A 15,593-nucleotide genomic window follows, 5' to 3' on the forward strand; every position below is an offset into this window, starting at 1 on the left:
GGACGGATGTCACCTCATTGACAGAGGCAAGCCTATGAATAGCTCAACAAATGCAACGAAACGCTGGTGGTACATCATGCCTATCGTGTTTATCACGTATAGCCTGGCGTACCTCGACCGTGCCAACTTCAGCTTCGCCTCCGCGGCAGGCATTACCGAAGACCTGGGCATCACCAAGGGGATCTCCTCCCTGCTGGGGGCCCTGTTCTTCCTCGGCTACTTCTTCTTCCAGATCCCCGGCGCTATCTATGCGGAGCGCCGCAGCGTTCGCAAACTGATCTTTATCTGCCTGATCCTCTGGGGCGGCTGCGCCTCGCTGACCGGTGTTGTGCATAATATCCCGGCGCTGGCGGCCATTCGCTTTATCCTCGGCGTCGTCGAAGCGGCGGTGATGCCGGCGATGCTGATCTATATCAGCAACTGGTTCACCAAATCAGAGCGCTCTCGCGCCAACACCTTCCTGATCCTCGGTAACCCGGTGACGGTCCTGTGGATGTCGGTGGTCTCCGGCTACCTGATTCAGGCCTTCGGCTGGCGGGAAATGTTCATCATCGAAGGGGTGCCGGCAGTGATCTGGGCCTTCTGCTGGTGGGTGCTGGTAAAAGACAAACCGTCGCAGGTTAACTGGCTGGCGGAGAGTGAAAAAGCCGCGCTGCAGGAACAACTGGATCGTGAACAGCAGGGCATCAAAGCGGTGCGTAACTATGGCGAAGCCTTCCGCTCCCGCAACGTGATCCTGCTCTGCGCGCAGTACTTTGCCTGGAGTATCGGCGTGTACGGTTTTGTACTGTGGCTGCCGTCGATTATCCGCAGCGGCGGTGAAAATATGGGGATGGTGGAAGTGGGCTGGCTCTCTTCGGTTCCGTACCTGGCGGCCACTATCGCCATGATCGTGGTCTCCTGGGCCTCCGATAAAATGCAGAACCGTAAGCTGTTCGTCTGGCCGCTGCTGCTGATTGGCGGACTGGCCTTCATCGGCTCCTGGGCGGTCGGCGCCAACCACTTCTGGGTGTCTTATACCCTGCTGGTGGTGGCCGGTGCGGCAATGTATGCGCCTTACGGCCCCTTCTTCGCCATTATTCCGGAAATGCTGCCGCGTAACGTCGCCGGAGGCGCCATGGCGCTGATCAACAGTATGGGCGCTCTGGGCTCCTTCTGCGGCTCGTGGTTTGTCGGCTACCTGAACGGTGCCACCGGCAGCCCCGCAGCCTCCTATATTTTTATGGGGGTGGCGCTTTTCGCCTCAGTATTGCTGACTTTGATTGTTAAGCCTGCTAATAATCAAAACATTCCGCTTGGCGCTCACCACGCCTGAACTATTTCTACTACGGAGATTCGCATGAAGCCGTCTGTCATTCTCTATAAAACGCTTCCCGACGACCTGCTACAGCGCCTGGAGGAGCACTTTTCCGTCACTCAGGTAAAAAACCTGCGACCGGAGACCGTTTCGCAGCATGCAGAGGCCTTCGCCCAGGCTGAAGGCCTCCTGGGCTCCAGCGAAAAGGTTGACGCCGCGCTGCTGGAGAAGATGCCGAAGCTGCGTGCGACCTCTACCGTTTCCGTTGGCTATGACAACTTTGACGTCGAGGCGCTGAACGCTCGCCGGGTGCTGCTGATGCATACCCCGACCGTACTGACCGAGACCGTCGCCGATACGGTCATGGCGCTGGTGCTGAGCACCGCGCGCCGGGTAGTGGAAGTGGCGGAGCGCGTCAAAGCGGGCGAGTGGACGAAGAGCATTGGCCCGGACTGGTTCGGCAGCGACGTGCACCATAAAACCTTAGGTATCGTCGGCATGGGCCGCATCGGTATGGCGCTGGCGCAGCGCGCCCACTTCGGGTTCGGCATGCCGATTCTGTATAACGCGCGCCGCCAGCATCCGCAGGCGGAAGAGCGCTTCAACGCCCGCTATTGCGATCTCGATACCCTGCTGCAGGAAGCCGATTTCGTCTGCTTGATCCTGCCCCTGAGCGAAGAGACCCATCATCTGTTCGGTCAGGCGCAGTTTGCCAAAATGAAATCTTCCGCCATCTTCATTAACGCCGGACGTGGCCCGGTGGTGGACGAGCAGGCGCTGATCGCTGCTCTGCAGGCGGGTGAAATTCATGCTGCCGGCCTTGATGTCTTCGAACACGAACCGCTGGCAAAAGACTCGCCGCTGTTAACCCTACCAAACGTTGTCGCGCTGCCGCATATCGGCTCTGCCACCCATGAGACGCGCTACAACATGGCGGCCTGCGCGGTGGACAACCTGATCGATGCCCTGAACGGTAATGTAGAGAAAAACTGCGTTAACCCGCAGGTCAAATAAGCCATAAAAAAACCCGGGTAGCGGCGGCAATCGCCCTCCCCGGGTTCTTTTTGCATCTTATCCATCATCCTGCTCGTTCGCCGCAGCCAACGTCAGCCAGATGAGACATTAACGGGTGGCGTTCACCGCTGCCGTCCATGCCTGATTAAACGCCTGATGCTGCGCCGCCAGCGGCCCAATCAGCGCATTGTACTGGCTGGCCTGCTGCGAGGTGGGGAACTGAATGCCGTTGGCCACAAAGCTCACCTGGGTCCCCTGCTGAGCGACAAAATCCCCCACCTGAACCAGCTGCTGGGTAAAGATTTGCGCGGCCGGGATCAGCGGCTGCAGCGCGTCAGCTGGCGCGGTCACCACCTTGGCGTAAACCTGATCGAAGACCGGCTTAAGATCGTCAGCCTGCTTCAGAGCGCTATGCGCGGCATCGGCCTGCATTTTCGCATTCTGCAGCTGCTGGCTGAGCACGCCCAGCGCGCCGTTCGCCTGACGCAGCGGCTCACGCTGGGTCATATAGTCCTGCGGGACGCGGATAGCATTGACGCTGTCCACCACCGGGCGCAGACCAGCGTCCATCGCCTGGCTCACCTGCTGCGAGTAACCGTAGATCACCGCGTAGTCAGAGACAAAAGGCCCAAACTGTTTTTTCTGATCGGCGGTCAGCGTCGGCAGACGTTCACCGCTACGCATCGCCGTATTCTGCAGGAAGTCGATAAACGCTTTGCGCTGATCGCCTTCTTTATCAAAACACCCACTCAGGCTAACCACCATCAATAAGGCCGCCATAGCCGCAAACCAGCGAGAGCAGGACTTTCCTGTCGCCATTTTTTTACTCCTTTCAGCCAAAAAAAGCGCACAACGACACACACGTGCCAGACGCTGACAAGGATAGTCCAGCTCGGCCTCGCAGGATACCCTTTACTGCTAATCTTACGCAGGAAAAACGCCATTTCGCACGCCATCGTCGCGGTGTAGAACGTCTGTTATGCACATCACAAATATAGTCATCACATTCTGCGAGCGAAGTTTATATAACCATCTGATTTTTATGGCACTAAAAAAGTTTCCGTACGACGTGGCGTCCTAAAACGGACGATAATCGCACGCTTTGGCGCGCGCCTGCATTGCCTGCCCCCCACTTCAATGATTTGATGAATGAGCGATTAACGGCGATACGTTCGATTATCGCACAAATCAAACTCAATGACGCGAGGACGACGATAAAAACAGACCTCTGTCCCTCGCTCAGTCTGCCAGGAAAGCCGTATGACTAAGACAACCATCGACATTCAGGCCTTTATCAACGAGCACCCCTTCACCCGCTACCAGTGGATGATCCTTGCGCTCTGCTTTATCACCGTCGCGATGGACGGATTCGACACCGCGATCATCGGATTTATCGCCTCCGACCTGGTACAGGAATGGGGCGTGGAAAAATCGGCGCTCGGCCCGGTGATGAGCGCCGCGCTGGTGGGCCTGGCGGTCGGCGCCTTAACCGCGGGGCCGCTGGCTGACCGCATCGGCCGCAAAAAAGTGCTGATTATGTCGATCGTGGTGTTCGGCGGATTCAGCCTGCTTACCGCCTTCGCCACCAGCCTTAATCAGCTGACGCTGCTGCGTTTCCTGACCGGTCTCGGGCTCGGCGCGGCGATGCCGAATGCGGCCACCCTGATGAGCGAATATGCGCCGGAGCGCCGTCGGGCGCTGCTGGTGAACCTGATGTTCGTCGGCTTTCCGATGGGATCATCGCTGGGTGGCTTTTTATCCGCCTGGATGATCCCGCACTATGGCTGGCAGAGTGTGCTGGTGCTGGGCGGCGTGATGCCCCTCCTGCTGGCCGTAGCGTTAATTTTTCTGCTGCCGGAGTCAGCCCGCTATCTGGTGGTGAAGCAGCAGCCGGCGCAGCGCATTGCCGCCATCCTGAAACGCATCGCGCCGCTGCCGGAGGTGGTGGAATTTGAGCTGCGCGAAGCAGGCCAGGTGAAAGAGAAATCGGCCATCGGCGTCATTTTCTCCCCACGCTACGCGGTGGGTACCGTGATGTTGTGCCTGACCTACTTTATGGGCCTGCTGATTTTCTACCTCCTGACCAGCTGGCTGCCGCTGCTGATCCGCGAAACCGGCGCCTCGATGAGTCAGGCCTCCATTATCACCGCCCTGTTCCCGCTGGGCGGCGGGATTGGCGTACTGATCCTTGGCGCCCTGATGGACAAGATCAATCCCAACAAGGTGGTGGCCGTCGGCTGGTTGCTGACCGGCGTTTGCGTCTGCCTGGTGGGTTTCTCCACCAGCAGCCTGGTGCTGATGGGGGTGATGGTGTTTATCGCCGGTAGTATTATGAATGGCGCGCAGTCGTCGATGCCCGCGCTGGCGGCAGGCTTCTACCCGACGCAGGGGCGCGCCACCGGCGTCGCCTGGATGCTGGGTATCGGCCGCTTCGGCGGGATCCTCGGCGCGTTCAGCGGCGCCTTCCTGATGCAGGCGCAGCTCTCCTTTGAAACCATCTTCACTCTGCTGGCCATCCCGGCGTTCCTGTCAGCCCTCGCGCTGCTGATCAAATACCGGGTCAGTAAATCCGCGCCGGCGACGAAAGACGACGCGAGAGGTCTGCAGAAAGCCTGATTGTTAAGCCGGCGGCCCGCGCCGGCTTTGCCGCTTTTTTCTTATCCGTTTACAAAAATTTTCGAAGCCATCTCATCGCGTTAGTAATCATTCTCTTAGGCTCCACTGCCGTTTGGCTGCCGGGGCCGATTCGATAGCCTGTTGGCAAATAATCACGGACGTTACCATCCGCTGCACGATTTTCTGACTATTCTTAAAGAGCTTTATAAAAAATCTCTTCCGCTGTGTGATAAAAGGAGTTCTCAATGGAATATAAAGATCCCGTGTTTGAACTGCTGAGCAGCCTGGAACACATCGTATTTAAGGATGATAATCAGAAACTTACCTCAAACCGTAAGTCCACTGTGTTTAGTGAATTTGAGCAACTGCGTAAAGGCACTGGACTTAAGATTGACGACTTTGCCAACGTCATGGGCGTGAGCGTCGCCATGGTAAGAGAGTGGGAGTCGAGACGGGTTAGACCGTCTCCCACCGAGCTGAAATTGATGCGCCTGATTCAGGCCAATCCACAGCTTTCACGACAGTTACTCGATTAATCCAGCGCGCAGCGGCATGGGTCAGTAAGGGGGCTTTTGCCGCTGCACCGTAAAAAAAAGTTTGCTATCAGGTGCTGAACGTGCGTTAATGCTCGCAGGTTTGATGTACAGACCACAGAGCAGTCGAATAGAGCAGTCCTTCTAAGGTTATCCAAAGATACCCCCGTAGTGAACTTTCCCTTTATCGCTTTAAATCTGTAGTCCAGACCGCTACGCCGCAAGGCTCACTTATTTTTTTAAAGGTAATTCACTATGTCCGGTAAAATGACTGGTATCGTAAAATGGTTCAACGCTGACAAAGGCTTCGGCTTCATCACTCCTGACGATGGCTCTAAAGACGTGTTCGTACACTTCTCTGCTATCCAGAACGATGGCTACAAATCCCTGGACGAAGGTCAGAAAGTTTCCTTCACCATCGAAAGCGGCGCTAAAGGCCCGGCAGCTGGTAACGTAACTTCTCTGTAAGTTCAAGCCGCTAAGAATCGAGAATCCCTGCCTGATGGCGGGGATTTTTTTTATCTGTCGCCAACAGCCGCCAGCATACGATGGCGGCTGTTGGGCATTCAGAGCAGGGAAAAGTGCCAGCCCGTCTCCCGCCACGCCAGGCTATGGGTCAGCTTCAGACCGTGTAAAAAAGCCTCATCATGTGACACCACCAGCATCGCGCCTGGAAACGCCGCCAGCGCGCTTTCAATAGCCTGTGTCGATGCTAAATCGAGATGGTTGGTCGGCTCATCCAGCAAAAGCAGCTGAGCGGGATCGCGTCGCCAGAGCACGCACGCCAGGGCCGCTTTCAGACGCTCGCCGCCGCTGAGCGTCGCCAACGGCAGAGTGACCTTATCCGCGCCAAGCTGGAGCTGCGCCAGACGGGTGCGCAGAAGGCCCTCATCCAGCGGGGTATCGTCCAGGCTCAGGTGCGCCATGACCGATAACGACAGATCCAGCTGCGTCAGATGTTGATCCAGATAAGCCGCGCTCACCGACAGCCGGACATCGCCTGAGACGGCCTGCTCCAGCCCCAGCAGCGTTTTCAGCAAAGTGGTTTTGCCACAGCCGTTCGGTCCCTTTAGCGCAATACGCATCGGACCATCCATACGCCAGTCCAGCGGCGCAGCGGGTGAATGGGCGAGCTGCAATGCTTCCACCACCAGAACCTGCTTGCCGGCGGCCACTTCGCTACCCGGCAGGGTGAACATCACCGGATTGTCGTCTTCTACCCGCTCCCGTGCCTGCTGCACGGCGGCATTCAGACTGCTGTTCTGTTCACGATGCTGACGGCGCAGCGTTCCCGGGCGCTCTTTTGCCGCACCTTTGTACTTCACACGTTCAAACGAGGCGATATTTAGCGTATCAACGGTCCGCAGCGTCTGAGCCGAGCGCCGCTGCGCGGCGTCATGCTCCTTTTGCATTCGCGCGCGGGTGCGCCGTCGCTCGGTCACAGCATGCTCCAGCGCCGCGCGCGCAGCCTGCTGCTCCGCCATACGCTGGCGCTGATATTCATCATAGTTGCCGCCGTAGCTGCGCAGCGCCGTCGGCGTCAGCTCAATAATCCTCGGCATCCGCGTCAGTAACTCGCGGTCGTGGCTGGCGATCAGAGCCCCACCCTGCCAGCTTTCCAGTTGGTGATAGAGCCACTCCCGCCCCTGGCGGTCCAGATGGTTGGTGGGCTCATCCAGCAGCAGATAATCGGCGCCGGAGACAAAGGCGCCGCACAGCAGAGCCTTCATCCGCTCGCCGCCGCTGAGTGAAAAAGCGGGACGATCGGCAGAGAACGGCGGGAGATCGGCTTCACGGAAAGCTAAACTCAGGCGATCGGGGAGATCCCAGTGGCCATCCAATAGATCGAAATCGGCAGCCAGCACTTGACCCTGTTCAAGGCGAGACAAGGCATCAAATATCGGCGCATAGCCCAGCAGCGTCGCGAGGGTCATCTCTGGCGTGACGTTCGGCTGCTGCGCCACCCAGGCAATGGAAGCCGCGCGTTCAATATGACCGTCGGCGGGGGAATCCAGACCGGCCAGCAGACGTAGCAGACACGTCTTGCCGACGCCGTTCCGGCCGACCAGGCCGCAAAGCGACGATTCCAGCGATAAATTCAGCGGACCAAATAGCGTATCTCCCGTCGCAAACTGACAGGTGACCTGATGTAAAACAAAAGCGGGGATATGGGCGCAATGAGCCATAAGCACTCCTGAATGAAATCAATACTCCCCTACCCGCAACATCTGCGAGGTAAGGCGTGAAATTCATCAGTCGTGTTTGTTCATTTGTGGGGCGCGCTCCGGTGAGACGAGGAATTCGTCGGGACATAGGATAGCCACACTCCGGTATGCGTTGCAAGCCTGTTTTATTCAACGATCGTGTAAAAATAAAAAGGCCTCCTGATATCAGGAGGCAAATGATTTATTTGGTGAACAATGAAAGGGTGCATTGAGAATGCCTGACACTGCAAGCATGGTGGGGATAGATCCCCACCAGATGCTCTTACTGTTTAATATCACAGGCTAAGAATGCCACCAGCTCAATATTTCCCTGCCTGAGCTGTAATTCACATAGCGAATCACGAACCATCCAGGTCAATAATAAAATAGTGAAGCAAATCACTACTAAGCCAAACAACAGATACTTTTGCGGCATTCCTCGCCTCCAGTGTTGATTTTCAACAAGTAAGAGGCTACTCTTATGGTGTTCATGCATAGGGGAGCCTCACTTTGATTACTATCAGGTGGGGCTTTTCTCTGTCTGTCTCCCGCTGAATACCTGAGACACACAGTCTCAAGCACCCGCCGCCATTCTAGCGTAAATACCTCACGGAATTATGTTTATATATTCCTAAAACATTTCTTATCGATGAATGTAAATAATGAAGATATCAATGACAGAATTATTAACGGTTCATCTATTTATATTTCACGTATAAAAAAAACCTGCCCTGAGGCAGGTCTTTTATTATTACCGATACGCTTACTGCAGCAGAGAAATATCCGCGACCTGCAGGAACAGTTCCCGCAGTTTGGACAGCAGCGTCAGACGGTTGATGCGAACATCTTTGTCTTCAGCGTTAACCATCACGTTCTCGAAGAATTCATCCACCGGCTCGCGCAGCGCAGCCAGCTCGATCAACGCATCCTGATAACGGCCTGCGGCGAAATACGGCTGCAGTTTGTCGCGCAGCACCACCAGATTGCCCGCCAGCTTGATTTCCGCCGCTTCTTTCAGCACTGAAGCGTGAACGATGTCGTTCAGCGTCTCGTCGGATTTCGCGAGGATGTTGGAGACACGTTTGTTTGCCGCCGCCAGCGCGGAGGACTCTTCCAGGGTACGGAAGTGCGATACGGCTTTCATGCGCGCATCAAAATCCGCCGGGCGGGTTGGACGACGCGCCAGTACCGCCTGGATCGTGTCGACGCCGTAACCTTCGTCCTGATACCAGGCGCGGAAGCGGCCCAGCATAAAGTCGATCACATCATCAACCACGTTGGCGTTGGTCAGCTTCTCACCGTACAGACGCACCGCTTCTTCGGTCAGCGTTTGCAGATCGAGATTCAGGTTCTTCTCAACGATGATACGCAGCACGCCCAGCGCGGCGCGGCGCAGCGCAAACGGGTCTTTATCGCCTTTCGGATGCTGCCCGATACCAAAGATACCCGCCAGGGTGTCCATCTTATCGGCAATCGCCACCGCGCAGGCCACCGGGTTAGACGGCAGCGCGTCGCCGGCAAAGCGCGGCTGATACTGCTCGTTCAGCGCTACGGCCACGTCTTCCGCTTCGCCGTCATGGCGCGCGTAGTGCATCCCCATCACGCCCTGGGTGTCGGTGAACTCGAAGACCATGTTGGTCATCAGGTCGCACTTGGACAGCAGGCCCGCGCGGGTCGCATGGTTCACATCAGCGCCAATCTGCCCGGCAATCCAGCCCGCCAGCGCCTGGATGCGATCGGTCTTGTCGCGCAGGGTCCCAAGTTGCTGTTGGAACAGCACGGTTTCCAGACGCGGCAGGTTATCTTCCAGACGTTTTTTACGGTCGGTGTTGAAGAAGAATTCAGCATCGGCCAGACGCGGACGAACCACCTTCTCGTTACCGGAGATGATCTGCTGCGGATCTTTGGACTCGATGTTGGCCACGAAGATAAAGTTCGGCAGCAGTTTGCCGGCATTGTCGTAGACCGGGAAGTACTTCTGGTCGCCCTTCATGGTGTAAACCAGCGCTTCGGACGGCACCGCGAGGAATTTTTCTTCGAACTTCGCCGTCAGCACCACCGGCCATTCCACCAGCGAGGTGACTTCTTCCAGCAGGCTTTCGCTCAGATCGGCTTGACCGCCAATCTTACGCGCCGCTTCTTCCGCATCGGCTTTGATTTTGGCTTTACGCTGTTCGTAATCGGCGATGACTTTACCGCGCTCCAGCAGGATCTGCGGGTACTGGTCGGCATGATCGATAGTGAACTCCGGCTCACCCATAAAGCGATGCCCGCGAATCACGCGATCGGACGGAATACCGAGGATAGTGGCCGGGATCACTTTGTCACCCAGCAGCAAAGTCACCGTGTGAACCGGACGCACGAAGTGGACGTCAGACGCGCCCCAGCGCATCAGTTTCGGGATCGGCAGCTTCGCCAGCGAGCTGGCAATCATGTTCGGCAGCAGCGCTTCAGTGCTTTCGCCCTTTACATGGGCGCGATACAGCAGCCACTCGCCTTTGTCGGTGGTCAGACGTTCGGCCTGATCGACGGTGATACCGCAGCCGCGCGCCCAGCCTTCGGCCGCTTTGCTTGGCTTGCCTTCGGCATCGAACGCCTGGGCAATAGCCGGGCCGCGTTTTTCCACTTCGCGATCGGCTTGCGCCGCCGCCAGGTTGGCTACCTTCAGCGCCAGACGACGCGGGGCGGCAAACCATTCCACTTTACCGTGTGCGAGGCCGGCATTATCCAGCTCCGCGGTCACGTTCGCAGCAAAAGATTCCGCCAGGCTGCGCAGCGCTTTTGGTGGCAGCTCTTCAGTGCCGATTTCCACCAGAAAAGTATTCTCAGACATGGCCGCCTCTTATTTATTCTTGTTGCACATCGGGAAGCCGAGCGCTTCACGGGAAGCGTAGTACGCTTCCGCCACTGCTTTAGTCAGGGTGCGAATGCGCAGAATATAGCGCTGACGCTCGGTGACGGAGATGGCTTTACGCGCATCCAGCAGGTTAAAGCTGTGAGCCGCTTTCAAAATACGTTCATAGGCCGGCAGCGGCAGCGGGGTCTCCAGCGCCAGCAGCTGCTGGGCCTCTTTCTCATACTGCTCAAAGCAGGAGAACAGGAAGTCGACGTCGGCGTATTCGAAGTTATAGGTGGACTGCTCCACTTCATTCTGGTGGAACACGTCGCCGTAAGTGGTTTTACCCAGCGGGCCATCGCTCCAGACCAGGTCATAAACGCTGTCCACGCCCTGGATGTACATCGCCAGACGCTCCAGACCGTAGGTGATCTCGCCGGTCACCGGCTTACACTCGAGGCCGCCCACCTGCTGGAAGTAGGTGAACTGCGTCACTTCCATGCCGTTGAGCCACACTTCCCAACCCAGACCCCAGGCGCCCAGCGTCGGGTTTTCCCAGTTGTCTTCGACAAAACGAATATCGTGAATGGTCGGGTCCATACCCAGCTCTTTCAGCGATCCGAGGTACAGCTCCTGAATGTTGTCCGGAGAGGGCTTAATCACCACCTGGAACTGATAGTAGTGCTGTAAACGGTTCGGGTTTTCGCCATAGCGGCCATCGGTTGGACGACGGGAAGGCTGCACGTAGGCGGTCGCCATTGGCTCCGGCCCTAACGCGCGCAGGCAGGTCATCGGGTGAGAGGTGCCGGCGCCGACTTCCATGTCCAGTGGTTGAACAATGGTGCAGCCCTGACGAGCCCAGTAATCCTGTAAGGTCAGGATCAGGCCCTGGAAGGTCCTGGTATCAAACTTTTGCATATGATTTCGTGCTGGATACGTGTGGATTTAAAGGAAGGAGTCAGTATACCCGCTGGCTGCGAGATATACAGTACGAAACGGCGTTGTTTCAGGAAAACGGACGAAATTTACGCCAGCCGGGGTCGATTCAGCGCATCGAAAGATGCATAAACTGGCCGTCCGGGTCAAAGGAACAGATGAAACGCTCATTCTTGCCGGTCCGCCCCGAAAGCTCATAGCTCGCCTGGAATTGTTCAAAATGGTTCACGTCAACGAGCTGCGTTTGCGTGTTGTAGCGAATAGCGGCCTGATCCTTGCAAAGCTGGGCCATATTGAGCGTCGTTTGCGGAGTAATGCGTGCGCGCTGCGCTTTTTGCGCCGGGGGAGAAATGGTCTCGCTGCAGCCCGCGAGGAGCAGCACCAGCATAACGGAAACAACACCTTTCACCACGTACTCCTCCACCGCCTTGTTAGCAAGTTGTTATCGTAAAGATTCAGTATTACAGGTATTTTGCGAATATCATGAAACCGCGACAAGTCTGTGACCGAAAACTCAGACTAATCTATTGCGACACCGGGACATAAGGCGGGTCAGACCTTATTTCGCCAGCAGACTTTGAGGGACTGATGCAAGAAAAGATACACTGGATCACCAACCTGCGCGGTATCGCCTGCATGATGGTGGTGATGATCCACAGTACCAGTTGGTATATCACTCATCCGCATGCCATCACCCTTATGGAATGGGACATCGCCAATCTGCTCAATTCCGCCTCCCGCGTCAGTGTGCCGCTGTTTTTTATGATCTCGGGATACCTGTTTTTTGGCGAGCGCAGCGCCCAGCCGCGCCATTTCTGGCGAATTGGTTTGTGCATTGCGTTCTATAGCGCGCTGTCTCTGCTGTATATCGCGCTGTTTACCCATATCAACGTCGAGCTATCGTTAAAGAATTTGCTGCAGAAGCCCGTCTTCTACCACCTGTGGTTTTTCTTTGCTATCACCGTCATCTACCTGCTCTCACCGCTGATTCAGGTTAAGTCCGTCAGCGGCAAAATGCTGCTGGCGCTGATGGCGATCCTCGGTATTCTGGCCAACCCCAATATGGTCAGCGTCAAAGCCGCCGGGATTGAGTGGCTGCCAGTCAACCTCTATATCAACGGCGATACCTTCTACTACGTGCTCTACGGCGTGCTGGGCAGAGCCATTGGCACCCTGGACACCGATAAAAAATGGCTGACCCCGCTCTGCGCCGCGCTGTTCATCGCCGCCGTGTGGGTTATCTCCCGCGGCACGCTGCATGAGCTGCGCTGGCGCGGAGACTTTGGCGACACCTGGTATCTCTACTGCGGGCCGGCGGTGTTCGTTTGCGCGGTCGCCCTGCTGACGCTGGCCAAAAACTGGCTTAACGCGCGTCCCCTGCCCGGTATCGCCTGCATTGCGCGACATTCGCTGGGGATCTACGGGTTCCATGCCCTGATAGTGCATGCGCTGCGCGCCAGCCATCTGGAGCTGTCCCGCTGGCCGCTGCTGGACATTGTGTGGATATTTAGCGCCGCCCTGCTCGGCAGCCTGCTGCTGTCAGGCCTGGTGCAGCGGATTGATAGCCGCCGGCTGGTCAGCTAACTGTCCGCCACCCGGAGGGGCCCGACTTACGACTCAGGCCCCTCTTCCGTCACGCTGAGAGGTTCCCGTAAGCGCGTCGGGTCCCAGGCATCACGCACGTTTTTCTGCACCGCAACAGCGCCAAACAGGCTCAAAAAGTACGCCAGCCCATAGAACCCTTTCTCGCTGAGCAGCAGAGTGGCATTCCACAGTCCGATAACCAGCAGACCTACAGCGATAACGAAGACCACCAGGCAGGTGGTGTAGTACAGCGCGGTGGTCGGAATGGCTTCATACTTATCGCGCACCGTCTTTTGATAAGATGCCGCGGCAAACAGCCCCAGTACCAGGACAGCAAAATAATAGCCTTTCTCATTCAACTGCATATCGGCATTCCACAGCCCCACCAGATAGGTGACGATGCCGCCGATCAGGGCAATCCAGGAGATCAAATGAAACGCCGGAGAATACGTCGCGTGCTTGTTTTCCATCACTTTTTACCTTTTACGCGCCTCGGAGCGGCGCTTATTCCGTTTTTTGCATCGCCCGGGCGACGCGGGTCCGTTCGGGGGTTGCCGATGCGCCATATAAGCAGACAAACCATGCCGCGATATAGACGGCTTTTTCATGCCAGTCTGCCGGCACATACCAGGCGCCGACCAGCAGCAGGCCGACCGATAGCAGCAGCACCAGCCGACATAAGGCAATAAAGCCGTCGTCCTGTTCCTGCCACTGGCTGGCGCGCTGATGGGCGAGGACGGCAAACATCCCCATCACCAGTACGCCGAGAAAATAACCTTTACCGCTAAACAACGGGCAGGTTCGCCAGATACCGAGCAGATAAACCAGCGATCCTGCTGCCATCATCACCCTGGCAATGTTGCGTTTTGTGTTCATCTCACCTCCCTGGTCGACAGGGGCTGATTATGACCGACTCCCCCGGCGATGCCGCAGGTTACGCACCGGAAAGCGGAGATTTCGGAATAAACAAATACGCTTTTTTGGATGGATGTAGCTGGGACATTCAGGGAGGGAATCCGCCCGGCGCTGCCGGACGGACTGAGGCTAAGACATCAGCGGTTTCAGCTGCTGATAAATCTGGCGGAAGGTTTCCCGCTGTGGCGCATAGTGGGCCACACGGCGATCGTCCGGGCGATGCGCTTGTTCAAGCGGCAGCGGCTTCAGCAGCCCGGCGCGGTCTGCCTCGTCGTGCACCGCCAGCTGCGCCAGCCTGGCCGCCCCCAGCGCCGGGCCGACGTCACCCCCGGTACGGTAATCGAGCTGCTGGCCGCTGATATCCGCCAGCATTTGTCGCCAGTAAGCGCTGCGCGCCCCGCCGCCGATAAGCGTGATGCTCTGCGGCTTGATGCCGCAGGCGTGTACCACGTCCATGCCATCCGCCAGCGCATAGCCCACGCCCTCCAGCACCGCCCGCGCCAGCTCTGCCGGCCCATGCTGATGCGTCAGGCCAAAAAAGACGCCCTTGGCCTGCGGGTTGTTGTGCGGCGTGCGTTCGCCCGACAGATAGGGCAGGAACCACACCGGACCGGCGCTTTCATCCGCCGTCTGCGCCGCCGCGATCAGCGCCGGCACGCTGGCCAGGCCGGTTAATTTCGCCGCCCAGTCCAGGCAGGAGGCCGCGCTGAGCATCACCGACATCAGATGCCAGCGGCCCGGCAGCGCATGGCAGAAGCTGTGCACCGCGCTTTCGGGTTTGCTGAGGAACCCTTCGCTGACGGCGAAGTAGACGCCTGAGGTGCCCAGCGACAGCATTGCCTGCCCGGCGTCGGCCATTCCGACCCCGACCGCGCCTGCGGCGTTGTCGCCGCCGCCGCCCACCACCAGCGCCTGCGGCATATTCCACGCCTGCGCCACCTCAGGTCGCAGTTGTCCGGTGACGTCGCTGCCTTCAAACAGCGCCGGCATCGCATCCCGACTGAGATCGCAGGCGGCGAGCATCTCATCGCTCCAGTCACGTCGGGCGACGTCCAGCCACATCGTACCGGCGGCGTCAGACATGTCGCTGGCAAGCTCGCCGGTCATGCGCAGGCGCAGATAGTCCTTCGGCAGCAGCACTTTATCGACCTGGTTGAACACCGCCGCCTCGTGGCGCTGCACCCAGAGTAACTTCGGCGCCGTAAAGCCCGGCATCATCAGGTTGCCGGTGATCTGCCGGGAAGCGCTGACTTTTTCCTCCAGCAGCTGGCACTCTTCGGCGCAGCGGCCGTCATTCCATAAAATGGCCGGACGCAGCACCTGTAACGATTTATCCAGCAACGTGGCGCCGTGCATCTGACCAGCGATGCCCAGCGCCTTCACGTCGCGCAGGCTATGCTGCGCGCCCAGGGCTTTCATCGCCGTGTCTGTCGCCAGCCACCACTGTTCGGGATCTTGTTCCGACCACAGCGGATGCGGACGCGAGACGGTGAGTTTTTCGGTATGCGATGCCACTACCTCACCCTGCTCATTCAGCAGAATGGCTTTGACGCCCGATGTTCCCAGATCGATGCCGATATACATACTACCTCTCCTTAAACGCGCGCCACGGCTAAGCGTGGCGCGAACAGAGCATCCTGGTTGCGACGCCGGTCATG

15 protein-coding genes are annotated in these 15,593 nt (G+C 57.7%); 6 read left to right on the top strand and 9 right to left on the bottom strand.

Going from position 1 to position 15,593, the window contains the following annotated elements; genetic code table 11:
* Positions 1 to 34: 34 nt before the first annotated feature.
* Both SPE70_RS25010 and ghrB read left to right on the top strand, forming a co-directional pair.
* Positions 35 to 1,315, top strand: coding sequence for an MFS transporter (locus SPE70_RS25010; protein WP_008806888.1), 1,281 nt, complete (start codon positions 35 to 37; stop codon positions 1,313 to 1,315).
* A gap of 24 nt (positions 1,316 to 1,339) precedes the next feature.
* Entirely contained in the window at positions 1,340 to 2,311 is a 972-nt protein-coding gene (gene ghrB / locus SPE70_RS25015) for a glyoxylate/hydroxypyruvate reductase GhrB (RefSeq protein WP_012540338.1), read from the top strand.
* A gap of 108 nt (positions 2,312 to 2,419) precedes the next feature.
* Here the strand turns inward: ghrB and SPE70_RS25020 are convergent, their stop codons facing one another.
* Positions 2,420 to 3,130, bottom strand: a complete 711-nt coding sequence (locus SPE70_RS25020; protein WP_012540337.1) for a DUF3053 domain-containing protein — start codon at positions 3,128 to 3,130, stop codon at positions 2,420 to 2,422.
* Positions 3,131 to 3,571: 441 nt separating this feature from the next.
* Here SPE70_RS25020 and SPE70_RS25025 point away from each other — a divergent pair, with 441 nt between their 5' ends.
* From SPE70_RS25025 to cspE, 3 genes are all read left to right on the top strand, one after another.
* On the top strand, positions 3,572 to 4,927 hold the full coding sequence (locus tag SPE70_RS25025) for an MFS transporter (RefSeq protein WP_046882247.1): 1,356 nt from the start codon (positions 3,572 to 3,574) through the stop codon (positions 4,925 to 4,927).
* 245 nt (positions 4,928 to 5,172) lie between these two features.
* Positions 5,173 to 5,463, top strand: coding sequence for an HTH-type transcriptional regulator (locus tag SPE70_RS25030; protein WP_002921931.1), 291 nt, complete (start codon positions 5,173 to 5,175; stop codon positions 5,461 to 5,463).
* A 252-nt stretch (positions 5,464 to 5,715) separates the two neighbouring features.
* Positions 5,716 to 5,928, top strand: a complete 213-nt coding sequence (gene cspE / locus SPE70_RS25035; protein ID WP_000014594.1) for a transcription antiterminator/RNA stability regulator CspE — start codon at positions 5,716 to 5,718, stop codon at positions 5,926 to 5,928.
* A 98-nt stretch (positions 5,929 to 6,026) separates the two neighbouring features.
* Here the strand turns inward: cspE and SPE70_RS25040 are convergent, their stop codons facing one another.
* The 5 genes from SPE70_RS25040 to SPE70_RS25060 form a co-directional block, all read right to left on the bottom strand.
* On the bottom strand, positions 6,027 to 7,646 hold the full coding sequence (locus SPE70_RS25040; protein WP_048272099.1) for an ATP-binding cassette domain-containing protein: 1,620 nt from the start codon (positions 7,644 to 7,646) through the stop codon (positions 6,027 to 6,029).
* A gap of 301 nt (positions 7,647 to 7,947) precedes the next feature.
* Positions 7,948 to 8,100: a type I toxin-antitoxin system toxin HokA gene (hokA, locus tag SPE70_RS25045; RefSeq protein ID WP_012967075.1), complete on the bottom strand. Its 153-nt coding sequence runs from the start codon at positions 8,098 to 8,100 to the stop codon at positions 7,948 to 7,950.
* Between the two features lie 327 nt (positions 8,101 to 8,427).
* The gene (gene glyS / locus SPE70_RS25050; RefSeq protein WP_012967074.1) at positions 8,428 to 10,497 is read right to left on the bottom strand and encodes a glycine--tRNA ligase subunit beta; all 2,070 of its coding nucleotides are present in this window, start codon (positions 10,495 to 10,497) and stop codon (positions 8,428 to 8,430) included.
* A 9-nt stretch (positions 10,498 to 10,506) separates the two neighbouring features.
* Entirely contained in the window at positions 10,507 to 11,418 is a 912-nt protein-coding gene (glyQ, locus tag SPE70_RS25055) for a glycine--tRNA ligase subunit alpha (protein WP_004205014.1), read from the bottom strand.
* A 127-nt stretch (positions 11,419 to 11,545) separates the two neighbouring features.
* Complete coding sequence (locus SPE70_RS25060) at positions 11,546 to 11,845, bottom strand: YsaB family lipoprotein (RefSeq protein ID WP_077598891.1); 300 nt, start codon at positions 11,843 to 11,845, stop codon at positions 11,546 to 11,548.
* Positions 11,846 to 12,024: 179 nt separating this feature from the next.
* On the opposite strand from SPE70_RS25060, the gene SPE70_RS25065 reads away from it, so the two are divergent.
* Positions 12,025 to 13,020 (top strand): acyltransferase, encoded by a 996-nt coding sequence (locus tag SPE70_RS25065; protein ID WP_032736527.1) that lies wholly within the window; start codon positions 12,025 to 12,027, stop codon positions 13,018 to 13,020.
* A 26-nt stretch (positions 13,021 to 13,046) separates the two neighbouring features.
* Here SPE70_RS25065 and yiaA read toward each other — a convergent pair whose 3' ends face one another.
* From yiaA to xylB, 3 genes are all read right to left on the bottom strand, one after another.
* Entirely contained in the window at positions 13,047 to 13,493 is a 447-nt protein-coding gene (gene yiaA / locus SPE70_RS25070) for an inner membrane protein YiaA (protein ID WP_008806879.1), read from the bottom strand.
* 31 nt (positions 13,494 to 13,524) lie between these two features.
* Positions 13,525 to 13,896, bottom strand: a complete 372-nt coding sequence (gene yiaB / locus SPE70_RS25075) for an inner membrane protein YiaB (RefSeq protein WP_008806878.1) — start codon at positions 13,894 to 13,896, stop codon at positions 13,525 to 13,527.
* Between the two features lie 168 nt (positions 13,897 to 14,064).
* Positions 14,065 to 15,519, bottom strand: coding sequence for a xylulokinase (gene xylB / locus SPE70_RS25080; protein ID WP_008806877.1), 1,455 nt, complete (start codon positions 15,517 to 15,519; stop codon positions 14,065 to 14,067).
* Between the last annotated feature and the right edge of the window lie 74 nt (positions 15,520 to 15,593).

The sequence above is a fragment of the Klebsiella sp. ZJOU C1 genome (assembly GCF_035620215.1).
GTDB lineage: Bacteria > Pseudomonadota > Gammaproteobacteria > Enterobacterales > Enterobacteriaceae > Klebsiella > Klebsiella variicola.

Bases quoted from the DNA above. Each gene is read 5' to 3' on its own strand.
- SPE70_RS25030 (WP_002921931.1), top strand. From the start codon at position 5,173: ATGGAATATAAAGATCCCGTGTTTGAACTGCTGAGCAGCCTGGAACAC.
- yiaB (WP_008806878.1), bottom strand. From the start codon at position 13,896: ATGAACACAAAACGCAACATTGCCAGGGTGATGATGGCAGCAGGATCG.
- SPE70_RS25065 (WP_032736527.1), top strand. From the start codon at position 12,025: ATGCAAGAAAAGATACACTGGATCACCAACCTGCGCGGTATCGCCTGC.
- SPE70_RS25010 (WP_008806888.1), top strand. From the start codon at position 35: ATGAATAGCTCAACAAATGCAACGAAACGCTGGTGGTACATCATGCCT.
- SPE70_RS25025 (WP_046882247.1), top strand. From the start codon at position 3,572: ATGACTAAGACAACCATCGACATTCAGGCCTTTATCAACGAGCACCCC.
- xylB (WP_008806877.1), bottom strand. From the start codon at position 15,519: ATGTATATCGGCATCGATCTGGGAACATCGGGCGTCAAAGCCATTCTG.
- cspE (WP_000014594.1), top strand. From the start codon at position 5,716: ATGTCCGGTAAAATGACTGGTATCGTAAAATGGTTCAACGCTGACAAA.
- SPE70_RS25040 (WP_048272099.1), bottom strand. From the start codon at position 7,646: ATGGCTCATTGCGCCCATATCCCCGCTTTTGTTTTACATCAGGTCACC.
- SPE70_RS25020 (WP_012540337.1), bottom strand. From the start codon at position 3,130: ATGGCGACAGGAAAGTCCTGCTCTCGCTGGTTTGCGGCTATGGCGGCC.
- hokA (WP_012967075.1), bottom strand. From the start codon at position 8,100: ATGCCGCAAAAGTATCTGTTGTTTGGCTTAGTAGTGATTTGCTTCACT.
- glyS (WP_012967074.1), bottom strand. From the start codon at position 10,497: ATGTCTGAGAATACTTTTCTGGTGGAAATCGGCACTGAAGAGCTGCCA.
- ghrB (WP_012540338.1), top strand. From the start codon at position 1,340: ATGAAGCCGTCTGTCATTCTCTATAAAACGCTTCCCGACGACCTGCTA.
- glyQ (WP_004205014.1), bottom strand. From the start codon at position 11,418: ATGCAAAAGTTTGATACCAGGACCTTCCAGGGCCTGATCCTGACCTTA.